This window comes from Mesorhizobium huakuii (assembly GCF_030160235.1).
In the GTDB taxonomy this organism is placed as follows: Bacteria; Pseudomonadota; Alphaproteobacteria; order Rhizobiales; family Rhizobiaceae; genus Mesorhizobium; species Mesorhizobium huakuii.
The window spans coordinates 23745-50243 of sequence record NZ_BSNY01000012.1 but is presented as its reverse complement, the minus strand read 5'-3'; the positions used below and the strand labels follow the sequence as shown (position 1 = coordinate 50243).

The following is a 26499-nucleotide window of genomic DNA, read 5'->3' as shown; positions in this document are numbered from 1 at the left end:
CCATCACGAGGTTCAATATCAGCTGCGATTGCCGATGAATTTCTGCAGCTCGGCGGCTGCCGCCTTGGGATCGAGATTGTCGCTCGCTACCTCGTTGATCACCCGGAAGTATTCGGTGGTGACGTCGAGCGGAAAAGCCTGGTCGCCATTGACGAACGTCGCGGGGAACTTGCCGAAGATCTCGATCCATTTCTGGTCGAGCGGTTCTGTGCTCGTGTACTTGACGTTCTTGTTGACCGAGATCGAACCGAAATCGCCAAGGTGCTTTTGCTGCACGTCGGTGGATTCGAGATAGTTCAGGAATTTGGCGGCGATGTCGGGAACTTTGCTCTTGGTCGAAATGTAGTTGTACTCGGCGAAACCGTAGAGGCGGTCAGTACCGGTCGGGAACGGGAACAGACCAAAATCCGCGGTGCGGTTTTCACCCTTGAGCTGCCCGACCAGCCAGTCGCCTTCAAGCATCATGGCGGCTCGATTGCCGAGGAAGAGATTGAACGACTGCGCCTGATCGATCCCCATGAACGGCTTCAGTGTGTAATTCGATGTCCATTTGTGGAATTCCTCGAATGAGGCCGTGGCGCAGGCCTCGTCGGCCCAGTTCACCTGCATGCTCATCAGACGGTCATGCTTGTCGACGCCGCATTTGGTCTCCAGGATCATGTCCATGAGACGCATGACGTGCCAGTTGACGGTTCCGCCAAAGGTGATCGCCGGGATGCCGGCGGCTTTCAGCTTTTCGGCGTCTGCGACAAGTTCATCATAGGTCGCGGGGGCCGTGGTAATACCGGCCTTCTCGAACAGCGCCTTGTTGTAATAAAGCGCCTCGCCGTGGAATGTGTAGGGCACGCCGTGCCTGCCACCCTCATACTGCTTGGAGAAGGAAAGCGCCGGTGAGAGCAGTTCGTCGTCCCATTTGTATTGGGAGTAGTATTTGTCGAGCGGCAGGCTGAGTCCCGCCTTGACGAATTCGCCGCCAAGGCCAAGGCCGCCCCACATGAAATAGATGTCCGGTCCCTGGTCGGAACCTGAGGCGACCCGTAGCGCCGACTTGTGTTCATCGGTGCCGCGGCCTTCCACCTTGATGGTGACACCAGGATTGGCAGCCTCGAATTCCTTGACGATGTCAGCCCATGCCTTGTTGGCGGAATCATTGGCGAAGGTCAGGGTCCAGACCTTGACCTCTTGCGCGGACGCCGCGCTGGCGACCACCATGGCGATGGCGCTAAAAAGCGCTACGCGCCGAAGTTTCCTTGACGTTTGCATAGTCTCCTCCCTTGACCGTGTACTCGCATCCGCCGAACCCTGGTCAACCTTAGCGGCAACCATCATCATGTCAACTGGTATGATGAGATGAAGAGCAGGAGAATGTTTGGGGTTGATCGGAACTGGCCTTCCAGGTCATCAGCCCGGACGGGCAGCACCGTGCCCAGTCCGCCAACGATCAGCACCATTGCGAGGGCGTCGTTCCACTTCATGTTGGCGAAGGCTCGCATCGTCTCATACCTCGAGGAAAACGGGGCAGCTGCGGGCCACCTCGTCAGCCCGGCTTGGCAATCATCGCCTGCCCGTGCGCACCGGAAAATTGCTTCTGAAACCCTAGACGCTCATGAAGAGAGCGTCCGCCATTTGGTGGATACGGCTTCATCGCCAAGGAGATCTGGCGCATGCGCAAGCCCGGCTCTTCAAACCCCAAGGTCCGCTGTCGCGACTTGCCCCAAGCCGATCAGCCGAGCGAGAGTTCCTTCGTCTGGTGTCTCAGCACGAGGCCGACCGCGCCCAGCAACGCATCGTTCTCGGTGTGCTTACCAACGATTATCCGCGTGCGCAGGGCCGGAGCGACATCGCGGGACTTGATGAGCGTGTGGCGTTCATAGGACGCGATCAGCGGCGTCAACAGAATGTCACCCGCCAACGCCATCTGGCCCCCGATGATGATGAGCGGCGGGTTGAGCACCGAGCCGATCAAGCCGAGACCCCGGCCGGCGATCTCGGCGGTATCCTCGATCATCCGCAACGCCCTGACATCGCCCTCCTTGGCCATCATAATGACATCGTCCATAGTGACCTGCCGCCGCACAACACGCGAAATCTGTTCCAGTGGCCGGGCAAAACTCGCATAGAGCTCCAGGCATCCGCGATTGCCGCACCGACAAAGATCGCCGCCGGGATCGATGCTGATGTGCCCGAATTCGCCGGCACCGCCGGCAATGCCCGTCACCAGCCGGCCATGCTGGACAATGGCGCCACCAACCCCCAGATCGATCTTGAACAGCACGAAATCGTCTTGGCCGATGGCCGCACCCCACATCAGCTCGGCAATGGCCGAGCAGTTGCTCTCGTTGTCGGCGAAGATCGGCCGCTCCAGGACGGGTCCGAACACATCTCGTATGTTGACGCCGGCCCATGTTGGAACGATGCTCGCGCGCAGGACCACTCCATCGCGACTGACAGGACCAGAGACGGAAATCCCAACCCCCAGGAGTCCCGCCATCGGCAGACCATTTTCCTCGTAAGATTGGGCAATTGCCGATTTGGCCATCTGGGCCGCCTGCTGCGGTTGGTAGTCCAGTGCCATGGGGATAGTTTGTTCGGCAATGACGGAATGTGAGACATCGGCGACGATCAGCCTTATCTGCTGAAGCCCCAGATGAATTCCGACGCAGGTGCCCGCTGTCGGATTGAGCGTCACAGCCGCGGCTGGCCTGCCAATGGCTCTGATCCCCTCGTGGCTGGTCGGGGCTTCGATTACCATGCCCGATTTTCTCAAGCCATTGAGCGCGGTTGAGACCGTCGAGCGCGCCAGACCGGTGACACGTGCGATCTGCGACGCCGAGAGAGCGCCGCGCTCACTCAGGCAACGCACAATCATGCTCTCCGGCGATGCGGGCGGCCTGTCGATCAGCCACGTTCTAAGCGAAGGTTTTGTCATAGACCAACATAAACATCGTTGACTGATAGCTCCAATATGTCATCTTGGAAAGAACTTGAGATTAACGCATCTCGCCGGCGGCGGCTTCAAACCGCGGCCATAAGCGGTCGATACGAACCGTGCAACACCATATGGGAGTGAAACTATGAAATGCATCATGACCGCCCTCGCGGCCGCCGTTGCGTGCACCTTTGCCGCCGGGGCAGCCTTCGCCGAGCCCAAGACGAACCTGCTGCATCAATGGGCGACTGGATCGGACGCGCAGGCGATCGCCAAGCTCGGCGAGATGTTCACCGCCAAGGGCGGCAAATGGGAACAGACCTCGATCGCCGGTCACACGGCCAATACGCTGGCCAAGCTGCGTGCTGACGTGATCGCCGGCAATGCCCCGCCCGCCGTGCAGCTGAAAGGTCCGGAAATCGCCGAGTGGAACAAGACCGGCATGACCGCTGATCTCGACGAACTGGCGGCCTCGGAAGGATGGGAGAAAGTGGTCGCGCCGGAATTGCTTCCGGTGATGAAGCCCACCGGCAAATGGGTCGCCGCCCCCATGAACATCCACCGCATCAACTGGCTGTGGGCCTCGCCGAAGGTCATGCAGGCCGCCGGCGTGACGGAAATGCCCAAGACCTGGGCCGAGTTCAATGCGGCCTGCGACAAGATCGTCGCGTCCGGCAAGATCTGCATCTCGCATTCGACCGCCGACTGGACGGATTCGACGGTGTTCGAGGTCGTGCTCTACGGCCAGGACATCGATCTCTACCGCAAGGCCTTCGTCGAGGGCGATGTCGAGTCCATGCGTAGCCCGGGGATGGTCAAGGCCTTCCAGCAGATGCGCCTGATGACGACCAAGTACATGGATCCGGGCATGGTTGGCCGCGACTGGGATTCGATGTCGGCGCTCGTGGGCAAGGGCGACGCGGCTTTCCACATCATGGGCGACTGGACGATTGGCCTGCTGACGGCCGCCGGCTTTAAGGAAGGCACCGACTATGTCTGCGCCCAGGCGCCGACCGATTGGGGCAAGCCCGGCTTCATACTCAACTCGGACTCGGTCGTGTTCTTCAAGCAAAAGGATCAGGATTACATCGACGGCCAGAAGCTGCTTGCCAGCCTGATCCTGTCGCCCGACTTCCAGACGGTCTTCAACCAGGCCAAGGGCTCAATCCCCGCACGCCTGGATATCGACCTGTCAAAGGGCTTCAATCCGTGCCAGCAGCTCTCGCAGAAGGATCTGCAGGCTTCGATCAAGGACGGCACGCTGGTCCGCTCGATGGCGCACAACATGACCATCCCGCAGAAGATGCGCGGTGCGATCATGGACGCCATTACCGAGTTCGTAGCGACGCCCGACATGTCACCCGAGGACGGCGCCAATGCGATGGCCGACGCGGCCGAAGCACAGAAGTAGACAGGAACGGCCGGGCGCAATTTCTATCCGCACCCGGCTATCCTCCATCCAGTTCCGCGCCGCAAATGTCAAATCACGACCTGATCCTGTCGACCCCGGCGCCCGCCCGCCCCTGGCGCGAGCGGCTGGGCTCCGCGATGCCCTTGCTGGTGCTCGGCCCCTCGCTTGTGGCGAGCTTCGTCTATGTTTTCGTGTTCACCGGCTGGACGCTCTACATCTCGCTCTCCAACTCCTCGCTGCTCCCTACCTACGGCTTCGTCGGTCTGGACAACTACGCGTCACTCTGGGCGAACCGGCGCTGGAACATCGCTTACAATAACCTCTTTCTCTTCAGCGGTTTCTATATCGTCGGTTCGATGGCAGTGGGACTGCTGCTGGCGATCCTGATCGACCAGCGTGTGCGCGGAGAAGCGGTCTGGCGCACGATCTTCCTCTATCCGCTGGCCGTGTCCTTCATCGTCACCGGCACGGTCTGGAGTTGGCTCTACAACCCGACCGACGGTATCCAGGCCATGGTGCGCGGATTGGGCTGGACGAATTTCAGTTTCGCCCTCGCCAGCGACCGGCATTATGCAATTTATGCGGTGATCATCACCGGTGTCTGGCAGTCCTCGGGCTTTGCCATGGCGCTCTTCCTGGCGGGTCTGCGCTCGGTCGATTCGGACCTCATCAAGGCCGCGCAGATCGACGGCGCGTCGACCTTCCGCATCTATCGCAAAGTGCTTCTGCCAACGATTGCCCCGATCTTCCTGGCGGTCGCCGTCATCCAGATCCAATTCGCCATCAAGACCTTCGACCTCGTGGCGGCCCTCACCAAAGGGGGGCCGGGGATCTCGACCACGTTCCCTGCCATTTATGTCTACGACCTGATGTTCCAACGCGGCCAGATCGGCGAAGGTGCTGCGGCGGCCATCATGATGCTTGCCGCTCTTGCCGTGGTGCTGGTGCCCTATTCGTTGTGGGTGGTTTGGCGCCGGCGCAAGGAAGCCGGCCATGGGTGACGTCTCGTTGGACCAGGCGCAGGATCGTCACGCTGCCACAGTTGCGGCGCGCAGGCATTTCCTCACCCGCTTCGTCATCTATGGGCTGCTGGTTATCTTCGCGGCGATCTACCTGGTGCCGTTGTTGGTCGTGGTGCTGAATTCATTCCGTGATCAGCAAGAGATCGCGCGCAACGGGTTGATCTCGCTGCCACGCAGCTTCCGCCTCGAAGCCTGGGGCCAGGCCTGGAGCACCTATTGCATCGGCGGCACCTGTGAGGGCATGCAGCGCAGCTTCTACAACTCTCTGAAAATGACGATCCCGGCGACGATCATCTCGACGGTGGTCGGCGCTATGAACGGTTACATATTGTCGAAATGGCGCTTCAAGGGTTCGGAAGCGCTGTTCACCTGCATGCTGCTCGGCGTCTTCATTCCGGGCCAGATTTCGTTGATGCCCTGGGCGTTCATCCTCGGCAATCTGGGCCTCAGCAATTCGACCTACGGGCTCATCGTCATACATGTCATCCAGGGCATTTCGTTCACCACGCTGTTCTGCCGCAACTACTACGTCAGCATCCCCGACGATCTGATCAAGGCGGCACGCATCGACGGCGCAGGCTTCTGGCGCATCTTCCGCAAGATCATTCTCCCGCTCTCCTCACCGATCCTGATCGTCACGGTTATCTGGCAGTTCACCGGCATCTGGAACGAATATCTGTTCGGTGTCGTCTTCACCTCCGGGCAGCAACAGCCGATCACGGCCGCACTCGTCGCGCTGACGGCAAGCGGCACGAATGTACGCGCCTACGATGTCATGAGCGCCGCCGTGCTGATCGGCGCGCTGCCGCCGCTGCTGATCTATCTCTTCGGTGGCAAGTATTTCGTCCGCGGCCTGACCCAGGGTGCGATCAAGTGAAGCGCGATCAAGTGAACGGAGTCTGTCTCATGTCGCCGATCGCCCCGACCACCAAGAAGGGTATCGCATGTCGACATTGACCATCCGGTCCCTGCGCAAGAACTACGGCGCGGTCGAGGTGCTGAAGGGCATCGATCTCGAGGCGCAGAACGGTGAGTTTATCGCGCTGGTCGGACCGTCCGGCTGCGGCAAGTCCACCTTGCTCGCGATGATCGCCGGGCTGGAAACCGTAACCTCCGGCGAGATCCGCATCGACGGCCGGCTGGTCAATTCGGTTGCGCCGAAGGACCGCGACATCGCCATGGTGTTCCAGTCCTACGCGCTTTATCCGACGATGACGGTGCGCGAGAACATCACCTTCGGCATGGAAAGCCGCCGCGTACCGAAGCCGCAGCAGGACGAGGCGGTCAAACGGGTTGCAGCGTTCCTGCAGATCGAACCGTTGCTTGGGCGCAAGCCCGGACAGCTTTCGGGCGGCCAGCGCCAGCGCGTCGCGATGGGCCGGGCGCTGGTGCGTGATCCGAAACTGTTCCTGTTCGACGAGCCGCTCTCCAATCTCGACGCCAAGCTGCGCGTCGACATGCGTACCGAAATCAAGAAACTGCATCACCGCGTCGGCAAGACGACGGTTTACGTCACCCACGATCAGGTCGAGGCAATGACGCTCGCCTCGCGCATCGCCGTAATGCATCAGGGATCGGTCCAGCAATTCGATGAGCCGGCCACGATCTACAACCGTCCGGCCAACATGTTCGTCGCGGGCTTCATGGGTTCGCCGGCGATGAATTTTTTGCCGGCCGAACTGAGCGAGGAAGGCGGCCGCCCCACTGTTGTCTTGCCGACCGCCGACGGCAAGACGGCCAGCCTGCCGATCGTCCAGGCGCTGCCGTCCGATACGCCGCGACAGCTCTTGCTCGGCATCCGGCCGGAGCACATCTACCGGTTTGATCCCGATCTTGCCCGTCGCAAGCCAAGCATCGCTCAAATCAATGCCGTGGTGGAACTGGTCGAGCCGACGGGTGCGGAGACGATGGCCGTTCTGCGCCTGGGCGCCAAGGAGATCACCGGCCGTTTCGACCCCGACGGCACGCCTCGGATGGGTGAGACGGTGACGCTCGGCATCGACATGGCGCGTGCGTGCCTGTTCGACCCGACGACCCAACGCCTGATCTGACCCAACGCCTGATCTGAAGAGAGTTTCGCATTTGCCCTTTGCCACCTATCCGAGCCTGGCCGACCGTGTCGTGCTGATTACCGGCGGCGCGTCTGGCATCGGCGCCGATACGGTTCGCGCCTTCGCCGCCAATGGCGCACGCGTCGCGTTTCTCGATCTACAGCAGGAGGCCGGCGAGGAACTCGCGCGAGAACTCGGCACCACGGCAGCGCACCCGCCCCTCTTCATGCGCTGCGACGTGACCGATATTGTCGCCCTCCAGGCTGCGATCGGCACGGTGCGCGACCGCCTCGGACCTGTCGCGGTGCTGGTCAACAACGCCGCCGACGACAATCGCCACCCGGTCGCCGACGTGACGCAGGCGTACTGGGACCACGCCCAGGACGTGAACCTCAGGCACCACTTCTTTGCCGCCCAGGCCGTGCATCCGCACATGAAGGAACTGGGCTTTGGTTCGATCGTCAATTTTTCCTCGATCGCCTGGCGTTTCGGCGCGGCGGACATGGCGCCCTATGCGACGGCCAAGGCTGCAGTGGTCGGGTTGACATTCGCGCTGGCGCGGGCGTTTGGGCCCGACAACATCCGCGTCAACGCCATCGAGCCGGGTGCCGTCATCACCGACCGGCAACGGCGGCTTTGGTACAAGACGCAGTCGTCGGTCGACCAGGTGGTGCAGCGCCAGATGATCCGCCGGGTTCTGCTGGGCGAGGAGATCGCGCGTACGGTGCTGTTCCTCGCCGCCGACGATAGCCGCATGATCACCAAGCAGTCGATCACCGTGGATGCCGGTCTGCGATGACCCCAGCCCCATCAAAGGATCGTTCCATGCTCCAGGTCGGCCTGAACCCCTACGGTCTGACCTATCATCTCGGCCTCCAGGCTCGCGGCACGCCACGCGCCAATCCCAAGCCGGCAGGGCTGGAGGGTTTCATCGCGCTTGCGACCGAGCTCGACGCGCGGGTTCTCGAGATCTGGGTGCCATGGCTGACGGAGCTTTCCGACGGCGCGGTGATCGCGCTGCGCGAGAGGCTCGCCAGCCTTGGCATCACACCGATCGTCAGCGGCGGCCTTCTGGTGGGCGAACCGCTAGACGCCGCATTTCGAGCCGCACGCCTGCTGAGGGTGAAAATCATCCGAACCGCGCTGACGCCGGTTCTGTGTGGCGACCGCAACGCCGCCGGCGAGAAATGGGGCGAGTTCGCCGGCATCATTCGAGACAGATTGAAGGAATGGGGGCCCCGCGCGATTGCCGAGGGCCATGTGCTTGCGATCGAAAACCACCAGGACTTCACCAGCCAGGAACTCGTCGATTTCTGCGCGCTCGGCGGCGAAGGCATCGGCGTCACTTTTGACACCGGCAACACATTCCCTGTCGGCGAAGCGCCGCTCGATTTTGCGCGGCGGATCGCACCTTATGTCCGCCATGTCCACCTCAAGGACTACCGCGTGCAATTCACGACCGAAGGCTACAGGCTGATCCGTTGTGCCATCGGCGATGGCGCAGTGCCGTTTGCCCAGCTGTTCGCAATTCTTGCCGAACACCACAGTCGCATGACCGCCGTTCTGGAACCAGGCGCATTGGAGGCGAGGCATGTCCGCTTTCTCAGCGACGACTGGTGGCACGGCTATCCGCCGAAAACGGCGCGAGAATTTGCCGCCTGCCTGCGGGCAGCCCAGCGCAATCGGCTGCCCGACGATGCAGACTACCGCACCCCTTGGGAGCGCGAAGACGACGCTTCCCTCGTTTCCTATGAGCTCGACATGATCCGGCGCAGCGCCGCCAACATGCGCAACCTTGGTTTGATGAAAGTGGAGAATATCTGATGGCGACACGTGAACTCGATGGATTGACCGCCTTCGTCACCGGCTCCGGTCGTGGCCTTGGTCGCGTGATGGCCGAGCGCCTGGCGGAACTCGGCGCCAATGTCGCGATCCATGACATGGATGAAACAGCACCGGCCAAATATGGCGAGTTCGCCAATCTCGCAGAGGTGGTCGAGCGCCTGAAGCGGCATGGCACGAAGGTCACGTCGGTAACCGGAAACATTGGCGACCAGAAGGCGGTGGCCGAGATGAAGCGCAAGATCGAGGCCGATCTCGGTGACGTGCATGTGCTTGTCAATTGTGCCGGCGGCGACATCGGCGCCAAGGGCGGCAAGCCGAACCCGAACAACGCCCTCGACATCGAACTGGACGACATCCGCGTGCTCACCGAGAACAATCTGATCGGCACGATGCTGGTCTGCCAGGCCTTCGTGCCGCCAATGAAGCAGCGCGGCGGCGGCTCCGTCATCAACATCGCGTCGGCGGCAGCACATCTCGGCGTCTCACCCGAGGTCGTCTACTCGACGTTGAAGGCCGCGGTCGTACATTACACGCGCTGTCTCGCCAAAGAACTGATCGACGATGGTGTGCGCGTCAATGCGGTCAGCCCCGGCGCCACCAAGACGGCCCGGTTCCAGGCGACCCGAGTGGTCGATCCTAACCGTATGGATTCTAGCAAGAAATCGCTGAACCGCTATGCGGAGCCGGAAGAGATCGCCGAGGCGGTGGCCTTTCTCGCCGGTCCGCGCGCGCGCTTCATCAACGGCCAGGTCATCCGCGTCGATGGTGGTTTCACGATCTTTCCAGGCTAAATGGCCGCCGTTTGGCGATGTCCGCTGGCGAAGGGACGCGACCGCATGAATGACTACTCCGGCAACGGCTGAAATTGGGTGCAAAGCCGTTAATCCTCCTCAAGGCGCTGCTTCAGTGTGCCAACTCGTTGAAGGTTGCAGCACGCCGGGATAGGCCTCGCAGAGCGGCTCGCTCGGCGCATAAAGCGGACGGACCGCGTTGATCGGGCTGGAGCCCAGATACCAGTCGGGAACAGTGCGGCTATGAAATTCCTTCAGCGCGATATCGTTCCCTCGGAAAAAGGCTCGCTGTGCCTTTGGGGAGGCAGCGGGCCATTTAGGAGCTGGGATCAACCAGCATAGGTCAACGAGCGGCCGAAGAGTTGGGCGCCACGCCCCGCCAGCGCATGCTAAACGCCTTTCTGGCGCTTTTCGATCGCATACGAGCGGCAGCACATGCCCACTATCGACAGTGCGGTGCCGCCAGACAGGGATACGGCAAGCATCGTATCTTGCGACGCACTTTTCCAGCTGACCGCAGCCAGCGATATGGCGCTTATGGTCGAAGTCACGTAGCCAACGCCTTTCAGCGCATGCGGCGAAACCTTAACCATCAGACTCTCCCCTTCCGCCAGGCTGATGAACAAGCGCGTCCAACGCAGGCTCCACCCATCGGCGGCTGGTTGCAGGGAACCTTTTGCCGCCTCGCGCGTGCTACTGCGATGGTGAATTTGGATGTATGCGCGATGACAAACTTTTTGAAATTGCCGACGAAATCCCGGAATCTGTTTCGTGTCGTTGTCGAAACGCCAAGGGGAGCTGCGGCAAAGCTGGCCTATGAACCCAAAAACGGTGTTTTCCAATATTCACGGCCATTGCCGGTCGGCAACACGTACCCCTACGATTGGGGGTTCGTGCCGTCCACCCTCGGAGATGATGGCGATCCGCTCGACGGCATGGTGATTCACCAGGCAGCGACGGCACCTGGTGTGGTTATTCCATGCGACCTGCTCGGTGCGCTGCGGGTAAAGCAGAAGGATCCCGGCGGAACCGTCATGCGGAACGATCGCTATATTTTCTGCCCGCACAAAGAGGACGCCCCTGACAAGCCCGTCGCAGCCGACCATGTGCCGCCGGATTTGCGCCAGGAGATCGAGCAGTTCTTTTTGTCTTCGGTGCTGGGCACAGGCAAGACCATCAAATTGAAGGGCTGGCAGGACGCCAACGAGGCCGCCAAGTCGCTGAGCAAGGGTGCCAAGGCTTTTCGGCACAAACGCAAGTGAGGGGCTGTCCCGGGTAGGAAACGTTCGCCTTTTCGCTGGTTAGACCACGCAAACCATACCCGTCTGACGAACGCCGAACTGACACCTGGTATTCTTGAAGGCGCAACCATTTGTGGCCCGGCCAATGAAAAGATCGGCTCTGTCGACCACGTGCATGACACGCAGCCAATCTCAGCCCACAGATAGTTGTTGACCGTCCCTGCGATATTTTATTTTTATTTTCAGTATGTTACGTTGCAGAATGGCGCATTTTCGGCGGCGTTCGAATGGGCCTGAATCATTCCCACTCGATTGTTTCTAACCCAGCTAGATCATTGATCTGGCTGGGTTTTTTCTTGCTTGCGGCACCGAAAGCCGACGCATGATCCGTCAAAAAATTACGCTTTTGATTTTAAAGGGAAAATCGCCGCGAAAAATATTTTGAGGTTTCACCAACTATCGAGACCAATCGGCGATTTTTTGCACCTTGTAGCGTTCGGACGGCGCGCCCCAGCCGTCTCGAAAAGTACCGTCATCGATCGAACTAGGGCATTTTTTCGTTGCAAGATCAATGGTCATGGCAGGCCCGGAGGACGAATGAAAATCATTGATTTTGTTGAGTTTTTCGTAGGCCAAAACGTGGGCCAAAATCAGAAGCATTCCGTATCGTTCCGTATGGGTCGTTCCCAAACCCACACTTAGAGCGCCAATCGTTACCTACGGGCATTGGACCGGAAGCAAGCTCTTTGGCTATGTGACTATCGCAACCGCGCTGTGAATCTCTCCCACAGATAGTCAGCTGCCTGTTCTTGGCTCAGACGCTTCATGTCCAGGCCCTTTTCAATTTCCGAAAAACCCATGGACAGCGTCGCCGACAAGACGAGTTCGCCGGTCGAGGACGGGACCAGGATTTCGTTGCAGGCATCGCCCGTCATCCTTCCTTCGGCGAAGCAAATGTTGTTGTCCCCCATCATCCCGCCAAGCCAAATCCGGCATTGGCTCTTGCTTGTGCCATCGAGGAACAATTCGACCCTGAAGTCGGTGGCGGTTGCATCCGTGATGTCGAACTCGATACGGCCATTCTCTGTGGCGGCTTGCTTCAGATTGTCTTGGAAAGTTCCGCGGATCGCCGCGAAGGCACCTTTGACGAACCTTCGACGGTCCACATCGCTGATCTTGGCATCGAGGCCAGGCAGCAAGGAACGGATGGGCCTTGTGCGCGTCGTCTGTGCGCCGGGGAAATCCTTATGCTCGAGGGCCAATGGCGCGCCGGGAAAACTGGGACGGTTTGAAGGCTTTGCCCGCTTGATGTCGATGCCGTCCAGGATCGCCTGCCTCGCCGAACCTTCGTCCATGTCGACGATTCGGATCTGGACGATAGCCGTCAGCAAACCTTCTGGCTTGCAGCTACGGACCATGATTGGCACTACGCGCCGGTCGAGGCCTTGAGGATCCCGCGCGAACGCACTGGCCCATTCGGCAGCCGCCATGCCGGACTTCAGGTAGTCGGGCGAAAGCACCATGATCGTTCGTTCGGCGGCACTTGAAGCTTCCTGCATCTCGAGGACGAAATTGCTTCCCGGGCGGAAATCCCAAACCTGAACGATAGTGGAGAAACCTTCTTCTTCGAGGATGTAGGCGATCCATTCGGCCCATTTTTTGTCCACGCCGGTGTAGCTTATGAAGAAGTCCGTCATGTCCAATTCCTGGCTGAGTTCCGGCAAATTCGAGCCGTCGCTGCGTCGGATGGTTAGGTCTGAGGATCGGAAAAGTCCATGCCAATAGGGGGATCGAGGTACCACACGTCGTTTCATTGACGAACGTTGACGGGCGGCGTGCGTAAGTACACCTTTCGCTCAGCTTGCACCGCTAGGACGCCACGATCTTCGGACTTCCATCGAAATCCATGCAGGACAAAGAATGACCCAGGTGACAAGGCAGCCTGCGAGAACTAATCAGCGCCACCCCGTTAGCGCGGACCTGATTGCTGTTGTCATTGCGGTGACCGACGGTCAGCCACGCGTGCTCACCATCGAGCAGGCTCAAGCCTTGCCGTCCGGCCCTTTTGAGCTCGACCATCGTTCCTTGCAGTCGGGCCTGAGAACCTGGGTCGAGCAGCAGACCGGTCACCCGCTTGGCTACGTAGAGCAACTCTATACTTTCGCCGATCGCGACCGGACCGGCGGCGAGCGCGTGATCTCGATCAGCTACCTCGGCCTGACGCGAGAAGAGCAGGCCGAAAGGTCTCCAGCACATGGCTGGCGAGGCTGGTATGACTATTTTCCGTGGGAAGATCATCGCGCAGGCGTGCCGTCTGTCTTGCGTGACATCCTTGTGCCCCGACTTTCCGCCTGGGCGAATGAAGCCGAAGATCCAAGCATGCGCCACGATCGCCAGCAGCGCGTCGCCCATGCCTTCGGTCTGGACGGTCGCGACTGGAACGAGGAACTCGTCCTACAGCGATACGAGATGCTCTATGAGGCCACGCTGGTGGCCGAGGCCACGCGCGGGAGGGACGCCGGCAGTCCGCGGTCCCTGCCCGGCCGACCGATGATCGCCGACCACCGCCGCATTCTGGCGACCGGTATCGCCAGGCTGCGGACTAAGATCAAATACCGCCCCGTGGTGTTCGAACTGATGCCGCCCGCATTCACGCTGCTGCAGTTGCAGCGCACCGTTGAAGCGCTTGCCGGCCGGCTCGTGCACAAACAGAATTTCCGGCGTCTCATCGAACAGCAAGATCTAGTCGAGGAGACAGGCGAGACGGTGTCGGAAACACGAGGGCCTCCGGCCAAACGCTTCCGCTTCCGCCAGACAGTTCAGGCGGAACGAACTGTCGCAGGGACGAAATTACCACTTTCACGCGCTTGACATTCAATATGCTCAAGTTAAGCATATATCCTTAATGTACTCGAAGAGAGCATATTAAGGGGACAAAACATGCTCAACGCCTCTGCGCGCACGGCTGCGCTCTACGACCGCGTGCGGAGGGTCATCCCACCGATCGAATGGTCGGTGTTCGCCGATGATATCGAGGCCATTCTCGATCTGAAGCGGCAGCGAAACGCCGTCATCCTGGCGCACAACTACCAGACACCGGAGATCTTCCACTGTGTCGGCGACATCGTCGGCGACAGCCTGGCGCTGGCCCGCAAGGCGATGACGGCCGACGCGGATGTCATCGTGCTGGCCGGCGTCCACTTCATGGCCGAGACGGCGAAGCTGCTCAACCCGCAAAAGACGGTACTCATACCCGACCTCGAAGCCGGCTGTGCGCTGGCGGATTCGATCACCGCCGAGGACATCCGGCTGCTGCGGCAACGTTATCCGGGCGTGCCGGTCGTCACCTACGTCAACACATCGGCAGAAGTGAAAGCCGAGTCCGACATCTGCTGTACCTCCGGCAATGCCAAGGCCGTCGTCGAGTCCCTCGGTGTTTCCCGGGTGATCATGCTGCCCGACGAGTATCTGGCTCAGAACATCGCCACCCAGACCGATGTGGAGATCATCGCCTGGAAGGGGCATTGCGAGGTGCATGAGCGTTTTACACCGGCCGACATCCGGCAGTTGCGCGAGGATCATCCGGGCGTGACGGTGCTGGCGCATCCCGAGTGCCCGCCGGAAGTCGTCGCGGAAGCTGATTTTTCCGGTTCGACTGCCGCCATGTCGGACTATGTCGGAAGGCAAAAGCCGCCCCGCGTCGTGCTGATGACCGAGTGCTCGATGAGCGACAACGTCGCGGTCGAGCATCCCGAGGTCGAGTTCATCCGGCCCTGCAATCTGTGCCCGCACATGAAGCGCATAACACTCGCCAACATCCGTACGGCGCTCGAGCAGAACCGCCATGCCGTGACCATCGCACCCGAAATCGCCGGTCGTGCGCGGCTGGCCGTCGAGCGGATGCTGGCCGTATGAGCATGGACGTCCACTCTCTCGCCGGCCGGCCGGTGATCATCGGCGGCGGCATAGCCGGATTGATGACTGCGCTGCACCTGGCGTCCGAGGCGGTACTTCTCCTGTCCAGGACGCCATTGGGTGCTGATGCATCCAGCACGTGGGCACAGGGCGGCCTCGCCGCAAGCCTCGGCGACGACGACGATCCGGCACTGCATCTGGCCGACACGCTCGCAGCAGGCGATGGGCTTTGCGACAGGGAGATGGCGAGCCGTATCCTCAATGCGGCGCCGGGCGCGATCGAGACATTGGCGGGCTTCGGGGTTCGCTTCGACCGCATGCCGGAAGGAGGGGTACGTCTCGGACTGGAAGCCGCGCACAGCCGGCGCCGCATCGTTCATGCCGATGGCGACGGTAGCGGGCGCGAGATCATGCGTGTCCTGGTCGCGGCCGTCCGCTCGACGCCGACAATAGAGGTCGTCGAGGGGTTCGAAGCGCGCCGGCTGGCCGTGGAGGACGGCAAGATCGCCGGTGTTCTGGGGAGCGGTCCGACGGGCCCGGTGTTCTTCAGCACGGGACGGGCCGTCCTCGCCACCGGCGGGATCGGCGGGTTGTTTCTCGACAGCACCAATCCGCTGGGCAGTTGCGGACAGGGCTTGGCGCTCGCGGCCCGCGCTGGAGCTGTCCTGGCCGATATGGAATTCATCCAGTTCCACCCGACCGCGCTCGATGGATCGGACCGCCCCATGACGCTGATCAGCGAGGCGGTTCGCGGCGAAGGCGCTGTGATCGTCGACGAGACGGGCCGACGTTTCCTCGACGGTTTGCGGGGCGCGGAACTCGCACCGCGCGACATCGTCGCGCGCGCCGTCTGGAAGCACCTCGCCGATGGCCATCGCGTCCTTCTCGATGTGCGGGAAAGACCCGGCCCGGCATTCGCGCGCCAGTTCCCGACGATCGCGTCGGCCTGCGCCAAGGCCGGCATCGATCCGACGCGTGATCTCATTCCCATTCGCCCTGCCCAGCACTACCACATGGGTGGTGTTTCAGTGGATCTGGCCGGGCGGACATCGGTTCCGGGACTTTGGGCTTGCGGCGAAGTCGCCTCGACCGGGCTGCACGGCGCCAACCGGCTGGCCAGCAACTCGCTGACCGAAGCCGTCGTCTGCGCGCGCTGGGTCGCCGAGAGTGTAGCCGGTTCGCCCGGAGGTGGCGGAAAGCCAGCCATGGCACCTCACTTGCCCGCGCCAGACCCAAGACCTGTGCGCCCTCATTTGTCGCGTGCCCTCGGCGTCACACGTGATAGCGACGGGTTGAAAGAGGCTGCGCAGGCCTTGTTGCCGCTGGCTCGGCAGCACGATGCAGCATCCGATCCCGCAGCTGTCGGGCTGATGATCACGATTGCCGCCTTGCGGCGCCGGGAAAGCCGCGGGGCTCATTTCCGGACCGACTTTACGCATCATGCGACTGTTGCCCAGCGCTCCGAAATCACGCTCGAAGCCGCCCTTGTGGCGGCGCGGGAACTCGAACCTCTGCTGGAAGGTGCCACATGATGAACCTCTCGCCGCTTCCGACAATCATGCTCGAGCCTCTGGTACGGGCAGCTCTTCTGGAAGACCTTGGCAGGGCCGGTGACTTGACCACGGATGCCATCGTGGCGAAGGAACGCCACGCGACGACCGTGCTTGCGGCACGCCAGCGAGGCATTGTCGCCGGTCTCGATCTGGCGATGCTTGCCTTCAGGTTGATCGATCCGAATGTCGAGATGACGGTCGAGCGAGCGGACGGCAGCGAAGTCACCCCAGGAGAGGCCATTGCGTCGGTGAGCGGGCCGGCCCGCGCCATTCTCGGCGCGGAACGGACGGCGCTCAATTTTCTCTGTCATCTGAGCGGCATCGCCACGGCGACGGCATCGGTGGTCGCGGCGGTCCGCGACCACGGCGCAAAGATCGTCTGCACGCGCAAGACGACGCCTGGTCTACGAGCCGTCGAAAAATACGCCGTGCGTGCCGGTGGCGGATCCAATCACCGTTTCGGCCTCGACGACGCCATCCTGATCAAGGACAACCACATCGCCATCGCCGGCGGAGTTCGCCCGGCAATCGAGCGGGCCCGAATGGGCGTCGGTCATCTCGTCAAGATCGAAGTCGAGGTCGATACGCTGGCCCAGTTGGAAGAGGTTCTGGCGCTCGCTCCCGACGCGGTGCTGCTCGACAATATGTCGGTCGACGAGCTTCGCCAGGCGGTAGCCATGGTTGCCGGCCGGGCCACAACCGAGGCGTCGGGCAGGATCACCGCCGCGATTGCGCCAGCCGTTGCCGCAACCGGTGTCGATCTGATTTCCATTGGCTGGTTGACTCACTGCGCCCCGATCCTCGACATCGGCCTCGACTACCGAGAGCTTTGATTATCGCGGCTGACCATCGGCGCCCAAACCACCACAACGCAAGGAACAGGATGGAAATGCACGCAGCGATTTCGGAAAAGACCGTGCCTGAAGTTCAATCCCTCGGCGACCGCCGGATGTGGAGCCTTGAAGAGGCCCAGTCTCTCCACGACGCGCCCTTCAACGACCTGCTGTTTCAGGCGCAGACCGTGCACCGCCAGAATTTCGATCCCAACAAGGTCCAGCTCAGCCGGCTCTTGAGCATCAAGACAGGCGGCTGTCCGGAGGATTGCGGCTATTGCAGCCAGTCGGCGCATCACGAAAGCGGGTTGAAGGCGTCGAAGCTGATGGAGGTCAGGCGCGTTATCGCCGAGGCGACCAAGGCGCGTGACGCCGGCGCCACGCGCTATTGCATGGGTGCTGCCTGGCGCAATCCCAAGGCGCGCGACATGGATGCGGTCGTGGCGATGGTCGAGGGTGTCAAGGCGCTCGGCATGGAGACCTGCATGACGCTGGGCATGCTCGATCTCGGCCAGGCGCAGCAACTGAAAGAGGCCGGCCTCGACTATTACAACCACAACATCGACACCTCCGAGCGCTACTACTCGGAGGTCATCTCGACCCGGACGTTTGCCGACCGTCTGGATACGCTGGCCAATGTCCGCGACAGCGGCATCAAGGTCTGCTGCGGTGGCATTGTCGGCATGGGCGAAGAGCCGGTGGACCGGATCGACATGCTGGTGACGCTGGCCAATCTGCCGGAACATCCCGAAAGCGTGCCGATCAACATGCTGATCCCGATCGCAGGAACGCCGCTGGCCGAAGCCAAGCCCATCGAGCCGATCGAATTCGTGCGCGTGATCGCCCTGGCGCGCATCATCATGCCGAAATCGCATGTCCGGCTTTCAGCCGGCCGCACCGCCATGACCGACGAGATGCAGGCGCTGTGCTTCTTTGCCGGCGCCAACTCGATCTTCGTCGGCGACACGCTGCTGACCGCGGACAATCCCGGCGAGGACAAGGATAGCCTGCTGTTCCGCCGTCTCGGCATCGAGCCAATGGAACTCGAGGCGCAATGAACGGGGCACCGCTTGCCCGCTATGACGCGACCTTGCAGGGACTGGCGCGCAAGGACCGGTTGCGGACGCTGTCGCCACGCGCCGGCCTCGACTTCTCGTCGAACGACTATCTCGGGCTCGCCGCCTCGAGGAGGCTTGGCGATGCGGTGGCAGTGGCGATCGCGCGGGGCACGCCGGTTGGCGCGACCGGATCACGGCTGTTGCGCGGCAACGCGCCGGAACACGAGGCGCTGGAGGCGGACGCGGCGGTGTTCTTCGGAGCCGAGCGCGCGCTGTTCTTCGGCAGCGGCTACATCGCCAACTTCGCCCTGCTGACCGCCCTGCCGCAGAAGGGTGACCTTTTGGTCCTCGACGAGCTTGCTCATGCCAGCATGCATGAGGGGGCCTGCGCCGGCCGAGCCGAGTTCAAGCTCGCCGCGCACAACGACGTCGATGCCTTCGAGGATGCAATTAAGCGCTGGCGCGCCGAAGGCGGCACGGGGCGCGTCTGGATCGTGATCGAAAGCCTCTACAGCATGGATGGCGACCGCGCGCCGATGGAGAGCCTGGTCGCGCTTGCCGACCGGCACGAGGCCTTCATCGTCGTCGACGAGGCGCATGCCACCGGCGTCTGGGGACCGGAGGGCCGCGGCCTTGCCGGCGCTTTCGAGGGCCGCGACAACATCATCGCGCTCCACACATGTGGCAAGGCGCTCGGCGCGTCCGGCGCACTGGTCACTGGGCCGGGACTGCTGTGCGACTATCTCGTCAACCGCTGCCGGCCATTCATCTATTCCACCGCGCCATCGCCGCTGATGGCAGTGGCAGCGCGCGAGGCGATCGCCATACTGTCCGATGAGCCCCAGCGCCGTGTCCGGTTGCAGGAGCGCGTTGCCTTGGCGGGCCATCAATTGGCCGAGCGCTGCGGCGTGAAGCCCAGCGGCTCGCAGATACAGCCCTTTGTCATCGGCGACAACAGGCGCACCATGGCGGTGGCTGCGGCGTTGCAGATGCGCGGTTTCGACATACGCGGCATTCGCCCGCCGACCGTGCCCGAGGGCACGTCGCGGCTGCGTATTTCGCTGACGCTCAATGTCGACGAAGCCGACATTTCGGCCATGGTCGAGGCGCTCGTCGAGGTGCTGGCCTCGACATGACCAAGCGCATCGTGATCACCGGAACGGATACCGGCATCGGCAAGACGGTGTTTTCAGCGGGATTGGCCGGCCTGCTCGACGGCTTCTACTGGAAGCCGGTGCAATCGGGCCTCGACGAGGAGACGGACAGCGAGGTCGTTGCCCGGCTTTCCGGCTTGCCCGCCGGGCGCGTGCTGCCCGAAATGTATCGCCTGAAGGAGCCGCTGTCGCCGCATCGCTCAGCCGAACTCGACGGCGTCGCGATAGACGTCGCAGAGCTCTCGCTTCCGGACTTGCCGGGTCCGATCGTCATCGAAGGCGCCGGCGGACTGATGGTGCCGCTCAACCGGCGCACCAAATTCATCGACATATTCGCGCAGTGGCGGGTGCCGGTCATCCTGTGCGCCCGTACCAAGCTCGGCACGATCAACCACACGCTGCTGTCGATCGAGGCGCTCAGGGCCCGTTCCATCCCGCTCATCGGCATTGCCTTCATCGGCGATGAGGTGGCCGATACGCAAAGAACAATCGTGGAATTCAGCGGCGTACGCCAGCTTGGCAGACTGCCGCTCATCGATCCGCTGACGAGCGGGACGCTGAGGGACGCGATGGCTGCCGGCTTCGACCTCACAGCGATAGCAGGAGGCGAGTGATGTCGCAGTCCAGTGTGTGGCATCCGTTCACCCAGCACGCGCTTGAGCCCGCGATCCCTGAAATCGTCCGGACGGAAGGCGCCTACCTCCACAAAGCCGACGGCACGCGCATCCTGGATGCCATTTCCTCCTGGTGGGTCGTCACCCACGGCCATCGCCATCCCCGCATCATCAAGGCCATCGAGACGACCGCGGCGAGCCTCGACCAGATCATCTTCGCCGGCTTCACGCACGAGCCGGCCGAGCGGCTGGCGAGCGCACTTGTCGGCCTTGCTCCCGCCGGTCTCGACTGGGTGTTCTATTCCGACAGCGGCTCGACCTCCGTCGAGGTCGCGCTGAAGATGGCGCTTGGCTATTTCCGCAACATCGGCGCGCCGCGCGCGCGCATCGTCGTCATGGAGCACAGCTATCATGGCGACACGATCGGCACGATGAGCGTCGGCGCCCGCGGCGTATTCAACGCTGCCTACGAGCCTATGCTGTTCGAGGTCGACACCATCCCCTTCCCCGCCGCCGGGCGCGAGCAGGAGACGCTGGATCGGTTCGAGGCAGTCTCCCGCGACCGGCACGCAGCCGCGCTGATCGTCGAGCCGCTGGTGCTCGGCGCCGGCGGCATGCTGATGTATCCGGCCTGGGTTCTCACCGAGTTGAAGAAGATCGCCGAGGCCTCCGGCACATTGCTGATCGCCGACGAAGTGATGACCGGCTGGGGGCGTACCGGAACGATGTTCGCCTGCGAGCAGGCGTCCATCTCTCCGGACATTCTGTGCACCTCGAAAGGGCTAACGGGCGGCGTGATCCCACTGGCGGCCACGCTTGCGACCGATGCCATCTTCCAGGCCCATTATTCCGAGGACCGGACGAAGACGTTTTTCCACTCGAGTTCCTACACCGCCAATCCGATGGCCTGCGCGGCCGCACTCGCCAATGTCGAGATCTGGCGTGACGAACCAGTGGCCGAGCGTATCGCGGCCTTGAGCGCGAGACAGGCTGCCGGGCTTCAACGCTTTCGCGACAACCCTCGCTTCACCGACGTCCGGACAACCGGCACGATCGCGGCCCTCGATCTGCGCACCGGCTCTGCCGGCTATCTGGCCGAGATCGGGCCAAAGCTGCGCGCATTCTTCCTAGAGCGCGGGCTGCTTGTGCGCCCGCTCGGCAATGTGCTGTATCTTCTGCCGCCCTATTGCATCACCGGCGACGAGCTCGACGGGCTCTACAACGCCATCGAGGAGGCCGGCGAACGCTTCGGCGCCAAGCCATGAGCAGGTCATCCAGCCTTCTCGGGTTCGGCCATCATGCGCCCGCGCGCAAGGTCGAGAACCCGGAGATCGAAAGCCGTCTCGGGCTCGAGCCCGGCTGGATCGAACGGCGCACCGGGATTCGCTCGCGCTTCTGGGCAACAGAGGAAGACACGCTGTCGGGCCTTGCCGCGCAAGCCGGTGACATGGCGCTGGCGAACGCCGGCATCGACCGGAGCGACATCGGCCTGTTGTTGCTTGCCACCTCGACGCCCGATCACCTGCTGCCGCCTAGCGCACCGCTGGTCGCGCATCGGCTTGGGCTGGGGCGTGCGGGCGCGGTCGATCTTACCGGCGCCTGCGCCGGCTTCATCTATGCGCTGATGTTCGCGGATGGCTTCACCCGCCTGCACGGCAAGGCGAGCCTTGTCATTGCCGCCAACATCCTCAGCCGCCGCATCAACCCGGCCGAGCGCGCCAGCGCCGTGCTGTTTGCCGATGCCGCCGGCGCCGTGGTGATCGCTCCCTGCGAGGATCCCGACCGGGGCATTCTCGGCGCCTCGGTGGATTCCGATGGCTCGCGCTACGGGCTGATCCAGATCCCGGCAGGCGGAAGCAACATCCCGTTCCGTGGCGACCTCGACCTCGGGCAAACCCGAATGACGATGACCGACGGACGCGAAGTTTTCGCCAAGGCTGTCGAGATGATGACCGATTGCTCGATAAGCGCGCTTGCCGCTGCCGGAGTGCGATCACAGAATGTCGGCAGGTTCGTGCCGCATCAGGCGAATGCCCGCATTTTCGATGCGGTCGGGAACAACCTCGGCATTGCGGATCATGCGATCGTCAAGACCATCGCCGAATACGGCAACTCTTCGGCCGCAACGATCCCACTGTCGCTCTCGCTAGCCAATCAGACGGAGCCGTTTCGGTCGGGCGAAAAAATCCTACTGGCGGCAGCGGGCGCGGGCCTGAGCGGCGGCGCCCTCGTCGTCGGAATTTAGCCGAGCGACCGGCCGCCCAAAGGACTGGTCATTCATGATCGATAGGACAACAGACCAATGCGAAAACTAGTCGCCGGCAAGCTGCACGGTATCCACGTCACCGAAGCGAACCTCAACTACCATGGTTCGATAACGCTCGACCCTGATCACTGCGAAGCGGCAGGGATCCTGCCCATGGAATTCGTGGAGATATGGAACAAGAATTCCGGTGCGCGGATTTCGACCTACGTTATTCTTGGCGAACGCGGCTCGCGGTGCTGCATCCTCAACGGTGCTGCCGCCCGCACCTGCCAGCCTGGCGACCAGATCATTGTTAGCAACTCAATCTACCTGGACGAAGCGCAAATCACCTCGCTGAAGCCGCGGATCGTCACGTTCGATCAGGACAACCACATACTCGATCGCCTGAGCTACTCCGTCGATCTTGACGCACATGGTCGTTACAGCTTCTCCATCCTTGACGAAGCGAATGAAGCTTTGGCCATTCCAGCCCTGGTCTCAGGGGCGTGACCTGTCTCCGACGCATTCGTCAGCCTTTCCGCACGACTTGATTGGCCGCCGCCACCGCCCCAGGCCGATTGCGCTTGACAAGATAGCGCCGGCCCGTTCAATTCGGCGCATTCACCAGGGGAGTCCCGGCAAGGGGCTGAGATACTGCTGGCTTTCGCGGCGCAGTGACCCGTTGAACCTGATCCAGTTCATACTGGCGTAGGGACGGTGCAAGCGCTTTGCGGGAGTTCACGCCCGAGGTCCTGTTTCGGCAGGTCTACAGAAGCGTCTTTTCATCCTTCCGGCACAGAACTGGGTCTCCAATGCATGAGCAAAGGAGCCTCACAATGAATGCCCTCACCCCAGCCGTCTCGACGGGACCGCTGCCCGCCTCTCGCAAAATCCACAAGTCTGGCGTCCTCTATCCGCACATCAAGGTGCCGATGCGCGAAATCTCCGTCCATCCGACGGCGGGCGAACCGCCCGTCACCGTCTACGATCCGTCCGGCCCCTATACCGACCCGACTGTCGAAACCAGCATAGAAAAAGGCCTTGCCCGGCTTCGCCACGCATGGATCACAGCGCGCGACGATGTCGAGGTCTACGACGGCCGCCATGTCCGGCCGGAAGACAATGGGTTCGCCACGGGCGAGCGACTGACACCGGAATTTCCCATACGCAATCGGCCGCTCAGGGCCAAGCAGGGCAAGGCGGTGACCCAGCTTGCCTATGCGCGCGCCGGCATCATCACGCCCGAAATGGAGTTCGTCGCCATCCGCGAGAACCTTGGACGCGAGCAGCTGCGTTCGAAGCTCCAACGTGATGGTGAAAGCTTCGGCGCCGCTATCCCGGACTTCGTCACGCCGGAGTTCGTACGCGACGAGGTGGCGCGCGGCCGCGCCATCATTCCAGCCAACATCAACCATCCCGAAAGCGAGCCGATGATCATCGGGCGCAATTTCCTGGTCAAGATCAACGCCAATATAGGCAATTCAGCCGTCACCTCGTCGATGGCCGAAGAGGTCGAAAAAATGGTGTGGGCGATCCGCTGGGGCGCCGACACGGTGATGGACCTGTCGACCGGCCGCAACATCCACAACATCCGCGACTGGATCTTGCGCAATTCACCGGTGCCGATTGGCACGGTGCCGCTCTACCAGGCGCTCGAAAAGGTCGGCGGCATCGCAGAGGACCTGACCTGGGAGGTCTACCGGGACACGCTGATCGAACAGGCCGAACAGGGCGTTGACTATTTCACCATCCACGCCGGCGTGCGGCTGCACTACATCCCGCTGACCGTTAACCGGGTCACCGGTATCGTCTCCCGCGGCGGTTCGATCATGGCCAAATGGTGCCTGCACCATCATCGCGAAAGCTTCCTCTACGAGCATTTCGCGGAGATCTGCGACATCTGCCGCGCCTATGATGTGTCCTTCTCGCTCGGCGACGGCCTTCGTCCCGGCTCGATCGCCGATGCCAATGACGCAGCACAATTCGCCGAGCTGGAAACGCTCGGCGAGTTGACGCAGATCGCCTGGGCAAAGGACTGCCAGGTGATGATCGAGGGCCCCGGCCACGTGCCGATGCACAAGATCAAGGAGAACATGGACAAGCAGCTCGCCGTCTGCGGCGAGGCGCCGTTCTATACACTCGGACCGCTGACGACCGACATCGCGCCGGGCTACGACCACATCACCTCAGGCATCGGCGCGGCGATGATCGGCTGGTTCGGCACCGCCATGCTCTGCTACGTCACGCCGAAGGAGCATCTCGGCCTTCCCGATCGCAACGACGTCAAGATCGGCGTGATCACCTACAAGATCGCCGCCCACGCCGCCGATCTGGCGAAGGGCCATCCGGCGGCAAAAGTCAGGGATGATGCCCTTTCCCGCGCGCGCTTCGAGTTCCGCTGGGAGGACCAGTTCAACCTCTCGCTCGATCCCGAAACCGCGCGGTCTTTCCACGACCAGACCTTGCCCAAGGAGGCGCATAAGGTGGCACATTTCTGCTCGATGTGCGGACCGAAATTCTGCTCCATGCGTATCTCCCACGACATCCGCGCCGAGGCACAGAAAGAGGGCATGGCGGCGATGGCGGCGAGATACCGCGAGGGTGGCGATCTCTACATGCCGGCTGACAAGACCGGCGTACCGCTCATGCCAGAGGTGCCGGAGCCGTCATGAGGGTGCTCGTCAAAGGGGCTGGCGTCGCCGGCCTCACCGCGGCCTTCGAACTCGCGATCCGAGGCGCGGCGGTGACCGTCGTCGAGACCCGGCATGGCCTCGGTGGCAATGCATCGTGGTTTGCCGGCGGCATGCTGGCGCCATGGTGTGAGCGAGAAAGCGCCGAGCAGCCGGTGCTGGATATCGGACGCGACACCGCTGACTGGTGGGGTGCGGTGCTGCCGGGTCAGGTGACACGGGCCGGAACGCTGGTCGTGGCCGCCCCGCGTGATGCTGGCGAGCTCGACCGGTTCGCCAGTCGCACGTCGGGGCATCGGCGTGTCGATGAAGACGAAATTGCGCTCCTGGAGCCCGACCTCGCCGGCCGCTTCCGGCGCGGATTGCTGTTTCCCGATGAGGCTCATCTCGACCCGCGCCAGGCGATGGCAGCACTTCATGACAAGCTCGTGGCCATGGGCGTCGAACTCCGCTTCGGGGCCGACGCCCAGCCTGTTTCCGGTTTCGAATGGCAGATCGACTGCACGGGAATGGCAGCAGCCGATGTCAGGCTGCGCGGCGTTCGCGGCGAAATGCTGATCCTGCGCACGCCTGACATCTCGCTGTCGCGCCCGGTCCGGCTGCTGCATCCGCGCCTTCCGCTTTATGCGGTACCGCGCACCGACCAGCGTTTCATGATCGGCGCAACGATGATTGAAAGCCAGTCCGCCGGACCGGTCACGGCGCGTTCCATGATGGAGCTGTTGGGTGCTGCCTATGCCCTCCACCAGGCCTTTGGCGAAGCCGAGGTCGTTGAAACCGGTGTCGGCGTTCGTCCGGCCTTTCCCGATAATCTGCCGCGCGTCGAAACGAGCGGAGACATCGTTGCAATCAATGGGCTTTACCGCCATGGCTTTCTTCTCGCCCCCGCCATGGCGCGCCAGGCTGCCGACCTGGTTTTCAGCCAAGACAGAACCAGGGAGCTTGCTCATGAAACTGACCGTCAACGGCGAAGCGCATGAGGTTGCCGCCACCACGCTGGCGGAGCTGCTTGCCGTGCTCGACTATGAGGGCGATTGGCTCGCCACCGCCGTCAACAGCGACCTCGTGCACAAAGCCAAGCGGGCGGAGTTCCAGTTGAGCGACGGCGACCGGATCGAAATCCTCTCGCCGATGCAGGGAGGCTAGC

At 62.3% G+C, this 26499-nt stretch carries 27 protein-coding genes and 1 riboswitch; of the genes, 21 read left to right on the top strand and 6 right to left on the bottom strand.

What is annotated here, in order from left to right:
* Positions 1-18: 18 nt before the first annotated feature.
* The 3 genes from QQK95_RS05095 to QQK95_RS05085 all read right to left on the bottom strand — a co-directional run bounded on the left by QQK95_RS05095 (position 19) and on the right by QQK95_RS05085 (position 2869).
* On the bottom strand, positions 19-1263 hold the full coding sequence (locus QQK95_RS05095; protein WP_284269625.1) for an ABC transporter substrate-binding protein: 1245 nt from the start codon (positions 1261-1263) through the stop codon (positions 19-21).
* Between the two features lie 65 nt (positions 1264-1328).
* Positions 1329-1493 carry a hypothetical protein gene (locus tag QQK95_RS05090; RefSeq protein ID WP_284269623.1) on the bottom strand — a complete coding sequence of 55 codons (165 nt, stop codon included), beginning with the start codon at positions 1491-1493 and terminating at the stop codon, positions 1329-1331.
* Positions 1494-1723: 230 nt separating this feature from the next.
* A complete protein-coding gene (locus QQK95_RS05085; RefSeq protein ID WP_284269621.1) occupies positions 1724-2869 on the bottom strand; it encodes an ROK family transcriptional regulator in 1146 nt (381 codons plus the stop codon).
* Between the two features lie 217 nt (positions 2870-3086).
* Here QQK95_RS05085 and QQK95_RS05080 point away from each other — a divergent pair, with 217 nt between their 5' ends.
* The 7 genes from QQK95_RS05080 to QQK95_RS05050 all read left to right on the top strand — a co-directional run bounded on the left by QQK95_RS05080 (position 3087) and on the right by QQK95_RS05050 (position 10049).
* Complete coding sequence (locus tag QQK95_RS05080; RefSeq protein WP_284269619.1) at positions 3087-4340, top strand: ABC transporter substrate-binding protein; 1254 nt, start codon at positions 3087-3089, stop codon at positions 4338-4340.
* A gap of 65 nt (positions 4341-4405) precedes the next feature.
* Complete coding sequence (locus QQK95_RS05075) at positions 4406-5341, top strand: carbohydrate ABC transporter permease (RefSeq protein ID WP_284269617.1); 936 nt, start codon at positions 4406-4408, stop codon at positions 5339-5341.
* Positions 5334-6239, top strand: a complete 906-nt coding sequence (locus tag QQK95_RS05070; RefSeq protein ID WP_284269615.1) for a carbohydrate ABC transporter permease — start codon at positions 5334-5336, stop codon at positions 6237-6239. Before QQK95_RS05075 ends, QQK95_RS05070 begins: the two co-directional genes overlap by 8 nt.
* Positions 6240-6306: 67 nt before the next feature.
* On the top strand, positions 6307-7413 hold the full coding sequence (locus QQK95_RS05065) for an ABC transporter ATP-binding protein (RefSeq protein WP_284269613.1): 1107 nt from the start codon (positions 6307-6309) through the stop codon (positions 7411-7413).
* Between the two features lie 31 nt (positions 7414-7444).
* Positions 7445-8212, top strand: coding sequence for an SDR family NAD(P)-dependent oxidoreductase (locus QQK95_RS05060; protein ID WP_284269611.1), 768 nt, complete (start codon positions 7445-7447; stop codon positions 8210-8212).
* Between the two features lie 26 nt (positions 8213-8238).
* Positions 8239-9237 carry a sugar phosphate isomerase/epimerase family protein gene (locus QQK95_RS05055; RefSeq protein WP_284269610.1) on the top strand — a complete coding sequence of 333 codons (999 nt, stop codon included), beginning with the start codon at positions 8239-8241 and terminating at the stop codon, positions 9235-9237.
* A complete protein-coding gene (locus tag QQK95_RS05050) occupies positions 9237-10049 on the top strand; it encodes an SDR family NAD(P)-dependent oxidoreductase (RefSeq protein WP_284269609.1) in 813 nt (270 codons plus the stop codon). Before QQK95_RS05055 ends, QQK95_RS05050 begins: the two co-directional genes overlap by 1 nt.
* A 389-nt stretch (positions 10050-10438) precedes the next feature.
* On the opposite strand, the gene QQK95_RS05045 is transcribed toward QQK95_RS05050, so the two are convergent.
* Positions 10439-10642, bottom strand: coding sequence for a hypothetical protein (locus QQK95_RS05045; protein WP_284269607.1), 204 nt, complete (start codon positions 10640-10642; stop codon positions 10439-10441).
* Positions 10643-10774: 132 nt separating this feature from the next.
* On the opposite strand from QQK95_RS05045, the gene QQK95_RS05040 reads away from it, so the two are divergent.
* Positions 10775-11311 (top strand): inorganic diphosphatase, encoded by a 537-nt coding sequence (locus tag QQK95_RS05040; RefSeq protein ID WP_284269605.1) that lies wholly within the window; start codon positions 10775-10777, stop codon positions 11309-11311.
* Between the two features lie 435 nt (positions 11312-11746).
* Here QQK95_RS05040 and QQK95_RS05035 read toward each other — a convergent pair whose 3' ends face one another.
* Positions 11747-11950: a hypothetical protein gene (locus tag QQK95_RS05035; protein ID WP_284269603.1), complete on the bottom strand. Its 204-nt coding sequence runs from the start codon at positions 11948-11950 to the stop codon at positions 11747-11749.
* A 98-nt stretch (positions 11951-12048) separates the two neighbouring features.
* Positions 12049-12987 (bottom strand): toll/interleukin-1 receptor domain-containing protein, encoded by a 939-nt coding sequence (locus QQK95_RS05030; protein WP_284269601.1) that lies wholly within the window; start codon positions 12985-12987, stop codon positions 12049-12051.
* A 223-nt stretch (positions 12988-13210) separates the two neighbouring features.
* Between QQK95_RS05030 and QQK95_RS05025 the strand changes: the two genes are divergently transcribed.
* The 13 genes from QQK95_RS05025 to thiS all read left to right on the top strand — a co-directional run bounded on the left by QQK95_RS05025 (position 13211) and on the right by thiS (position 26498).
* Positions 13211-14161 carry an NUDIX hydrolase gene (locus tag QQK95_RS05025; protein WP_284269600.1) on the top strand — a complete coding sequence of 317 codons (951 nt, stop codon included), beginning with the start codon at positions 13211-13213 and terminating at the stop codon, positions 14159-14161.
* Between the two features lie 69 nt (positions 14162-14230).
* Positions 14231-15205: a quinolinate synthase NadA gene (gene nadA, locus QQK95_RS05020; protein ID WP_284269598.1), complete on the top strand. Its 975-nt coding sequence runs from the start codon at positions 14231-14233 to the stop codon at positions 15203-15205.
* On the top strand, positions 15202-16737 hold the full coding sequence (locus QQK95_RS05015) for an L-aspartate oxidase (RefSeq protein ID WP_284269596.1): 1536 nt from the start codon (positions 15202-15204) through the stop codon (positions 16735-16737). The genes nadA and QQK95_RS05015 overlap by 4 nt, the downstream gene beginning before the upstream one ends.
* A complete protein-coding gene (nadC, locus tag QQK95_RS05010) occupies positions 16737-17591 on the top strand; it encodes a carboxylating nicotinate-nucleotide diphosphorylase (RefSeq protein WP_284270536.1) in 855 nt (284 codons plus the stop codon). Before QQK95_RS05015 ends, nadC begins: the two co-directional genes overlap by 1 nt.
* A 116-nt stretch (positions 17592-17707) precedes the next feature.
* A complete protein-coding gene (gene bioB, locus QQK95_RS05005; protein ID WP_284270534.1) occupies positions 17708-18649 on the top strand; it encodes a biotin synthase BioB in 942 nt (313 codons plus the stop codon).
* On the top strand, positions 18646-19785 hold the full coding sequence (locus QQK95_RS05000) for an 8-amino-7-oxononanoate synthase (protein ID WP_284269594.1): 1140 nt from the start codon (positions 18646-18648) through the stop codon (positions 19783-19785). The genes bioB and QQK95_RS05000 overlap by 4 nt, the downstream gene beginning before the upstream one ends.
* The gene (bioD, locus tag QQK95_RS04995; protein WP_284269592.1) at positions 19782-20417 is read left to right on the top strand and encodes a dethiobiotin synthase; all 636 of its coding nucleotides are present in this window, start codon (positions 19782-19784) and stop codon (positions 20415-20417) included. The genes QQK95_RS05000 and bioD overlap by 4 nt, the downstream gene beginning before the upstream one ends.
* Positions 20417-21682: an adenosylmethionine--8-amino-7-oxononanoate transaminase gene (locus QQK95_RS04990; RefSeq protein ID WP_284269591.1), complete on the top strand. Its 1266-nt coding sequence runs from the start codon at positions 20417-20419 to the stop codon at positions 21680-21682. The genes bioD and QQK95_RS04990 overlap by 1 nt, the downstream gene beginning before the upstream one ends.
* Positions 21679-22662, top strand: a complete 984-nt coding sequence (locus tag QQK95_RS04985; protein ID WP_284269590.1) for a beta-ketoacyl-ACP synthase III — start codon at positions 21679-21681, stop codon at positions 22660-22662. Before QQK95_RS04990 ends, QQK95_RS04985 begins: the two co-directional genes overlap by 4 nt.
* Before the next feature lie 57 nt (positions 22663-22719).
* Complete coding sequence (gene panD / locus QQK95_RS04980; protein WP_284269589.1) at positions 22720-23172, top strand: aspartate 1-decarboxylase; 453 nt, start codon at positions 22720-22722, stop codon at positions 23170-23172.
* A 106-nt stretch (positions 23173-23278) separates the two neighbouring features.
* Positions 23279-23395, top strand: a riboswitch (TPP riboswitch).
* 103 nt (positions 23396-23498) lie between these two features.
* A complete protein-coding gene (gene thiC, locus QQK95_RS04975) occupies positions 23499-25334 on the top strand; it encodes a phosphomethylpyrimidine synthase ThiC (RefSeq protein ID WP_284269588.1) in 1836 nt (611 codons plus the stop codon).
* Positions 25331-26332 carry a glycine oxidase ThiO gene (gene thiO, locus QQK95_RS04970; RefSeq protein WP_284269586.1) on the top strand — a complete coding sequence of 334 codons (1002 nt, stop codon included), beginning with the start codon at positions 25331-25333 and terminating at the stop codon, positions 26330-26332. Before thiC ends, thiO begins: the two co-directional genes overlap by 4 nt.
* The gene (thiS, locus tag QQK95_RS04965; RefSeq protein WP_183460448.1) at positions 26301-26498 is read left to right on the top strand and encodes a sulfur carrier protein ThiS; all 198 of its coding nucleotides are present in this window, start codon (positions 26301-26303) and stop codon (positions 26496-26498) included. The genes thiO and thiS overlap by 32 nt, the downstream gene beginning before the upstream one ends.
* Position 26499 lies beyond the last annotated feature (1 nt).

Excerpts from the sequence above, each read along its gene's own strand:
- QQK95_RS05030 (WP_284269601.1), bottom strand. The coding sequence starts at position 12,987 with ATGACGGACTTCTTCATAAGCTACACCGGCGTGGACAAAAAATGGGCC.
- QQK95_RS05000 (WP_284269594.1), top strand. The coding sequence starts at position 18,646 with ATGAACGGGGCACCGCTTGCCCGCTATGACGCGACCTTGCAGGGACTG.
- thiO (WP_284269586.1), top strand. The coding sequence starts at position 25,331 with ATGAGGGTGCTCGTCAAAGGGGCTGGCGTCGCCGGCCTCACCGCGGCC.
- QQK95_RS05065 (WP_284269613.1), top strand. The coding sequence starts at position 6,307 with ATGTCGACATTGACCATCCGGTCCCTGCGCAAGAACTACGGCGCGGTC.
- QQK95_RS04990 (WP_284269591.1), top strand. The coding sequence starts at position 20,417 with ATGTCGCAGTCCAGTGTGTGGCATCCGTTCACCCAGCACGCGCTTGAG.
- QQK95_RS05015 (WP_284269596.1), top strand. The coding sequence starts at position 15,202 with ATGAGCATGGACGTCCACTCTCTCGCCGGCCGGCCGGTGATCATCGGC.
- nadC (WP_284270536.1), top strand. The coding sequence starts at position 16,737 with ATGAACCTCTCGCCGCTTCCGACAATCATGCTCGAGCCTCTGGTACGG.
- QQK95_RS05070 (WP_284269615.1), top strand. The coding sequence starts at position 5,334 with ATGGGTGACGTCTCGTTGGACCAGGCGCAGGATCGTCACGCTGCCACA.
- QQK95_RS05050 (WP_284269609.1), top strand. The coding sequence starts at position 9,237 with ATGGCGACACGTGAACTCGATGGATTGACCGCCTTCGTCACCGGCTCC.
- QQK95_RS04985 (WP_284269590.1), top strand. The coding sequence starts at position 21,679 with ATGAGCAGGTCATCCAGCCTTCTCGGGTTCGGCCATCATGCGCCCGCG.
- QQK95_RS05040 (WP_284269605.1), top strand. The coding sequence starts at position 10,775 with ATGACAAACTTTTTGAAATTGCCGACGAAATCCCGGAATCTGTTTCGT.
- QQK95_RS05035 (WP_284269603.1), bottom strand. The coding sequence starts at position 11,950 with ATGCTTCTGATTTTGGCCCACGTTTTGGCCTACGAAAAACTCAACAAA.
- QQK95_RS05085 (WP_284269621.1), bottom strand. The coding sequence starts at position 2,869 with ATGATTGTGCGTTGCCTGAGTGAGCGCGGCGCTCTCTCGGCGTCGCAG.
- thiC (WP_284269588.1), top strand. The coding sequence starts at position 23,499 with ATGAATGCCCTCACCCCAGCCGTCTCGACGGGACCGCTGCCCGCCTCT.
- QQK95_RS05055 (WP_284269610.1), top strand. The coding sequence starts at position 8,239 with ATGCTCCAGGTCGGCCTGAACCCCTACGGTCTGACCTATCATCTCGGC.
- QQK95_RS05075 (WP_284269617.1), top strand. The coding sequence starts at position 4,406 with ATGTCAAATCACGACCTGATCCTGTCGACCCCGGCGCCCGCCCGCCCC.
- nadA (WP_284269598.1), top strand. The coding sequence starts at position 14,231 with ATGCTCAACGCCTCTGCGCGCACGGCTGCGCTCTACGACCGCGTGCGG.
- QQK95_RS05090 (WP_284269623.1), bottom strand. The coding sequence starts at position 1,493 with ATGCGAGCCTTCGCCAACATGAAGTGGAACGACGCCCTCGCAATGGTG.
- QQK95_RS05095 (WP_284269625.1), bottom strand. The coding sequence starts at position 1,263 with ATGCAAACGTCAAGGAAACTTCGGCGCGTAGCGCTTTTTAGCGCCATC.
- QQK95_RS05025 (WP_284269600.1), top strand. The coding sequence starts at position 13,211 with ATGACCCAGGTGACAAGGCAGCCTGCGAGAACTAATCAGCGCCACCCC.
- bioB (WP_284270534.1), top strand. The coding sequence starts at position 17,708 with ATGTGGAGCCTTGAAGAGGCCCAGTCTCTCCACGACGCGCCCTTCAAC.
- thiS (WP_183460448.1), top strand. The coding sequence starts at position 26,301 with ATGAAACTGACCGTCAACGGCGAAGCGCATGAGGTTGCCGCCACCACG.
- bioD (WP_284269592.1), top strand. The coding sequence starts at position 19,782 with ATGACCAAGCGCATCGTGATCACCGGAACGGATACCGGCATCGGCAAG.
- QQK95_RS05080 (WP_284269619.1), top strand. The coding sequence starts at position 3,087 with ATGACCGCCCTCGCGGCCGCCGTTGCGTGCACCTTTGCCGCCGGGGCA.
- panD (WP_284269589.1), top strand. The coding sequence starts at position 22,720 with ATGCGAAAACTAGTCGCCGGCAAGCTGCACGGTATCCACGTCACCGAA.
- QQK95_RS05045 (WP_284269607.1), bottom strand. The coding sequence starts at position 10,642 with ATGGTTAAGGTTTCGCCGCATGCGCTGAAAGGCGTTGGCTACGTGACT.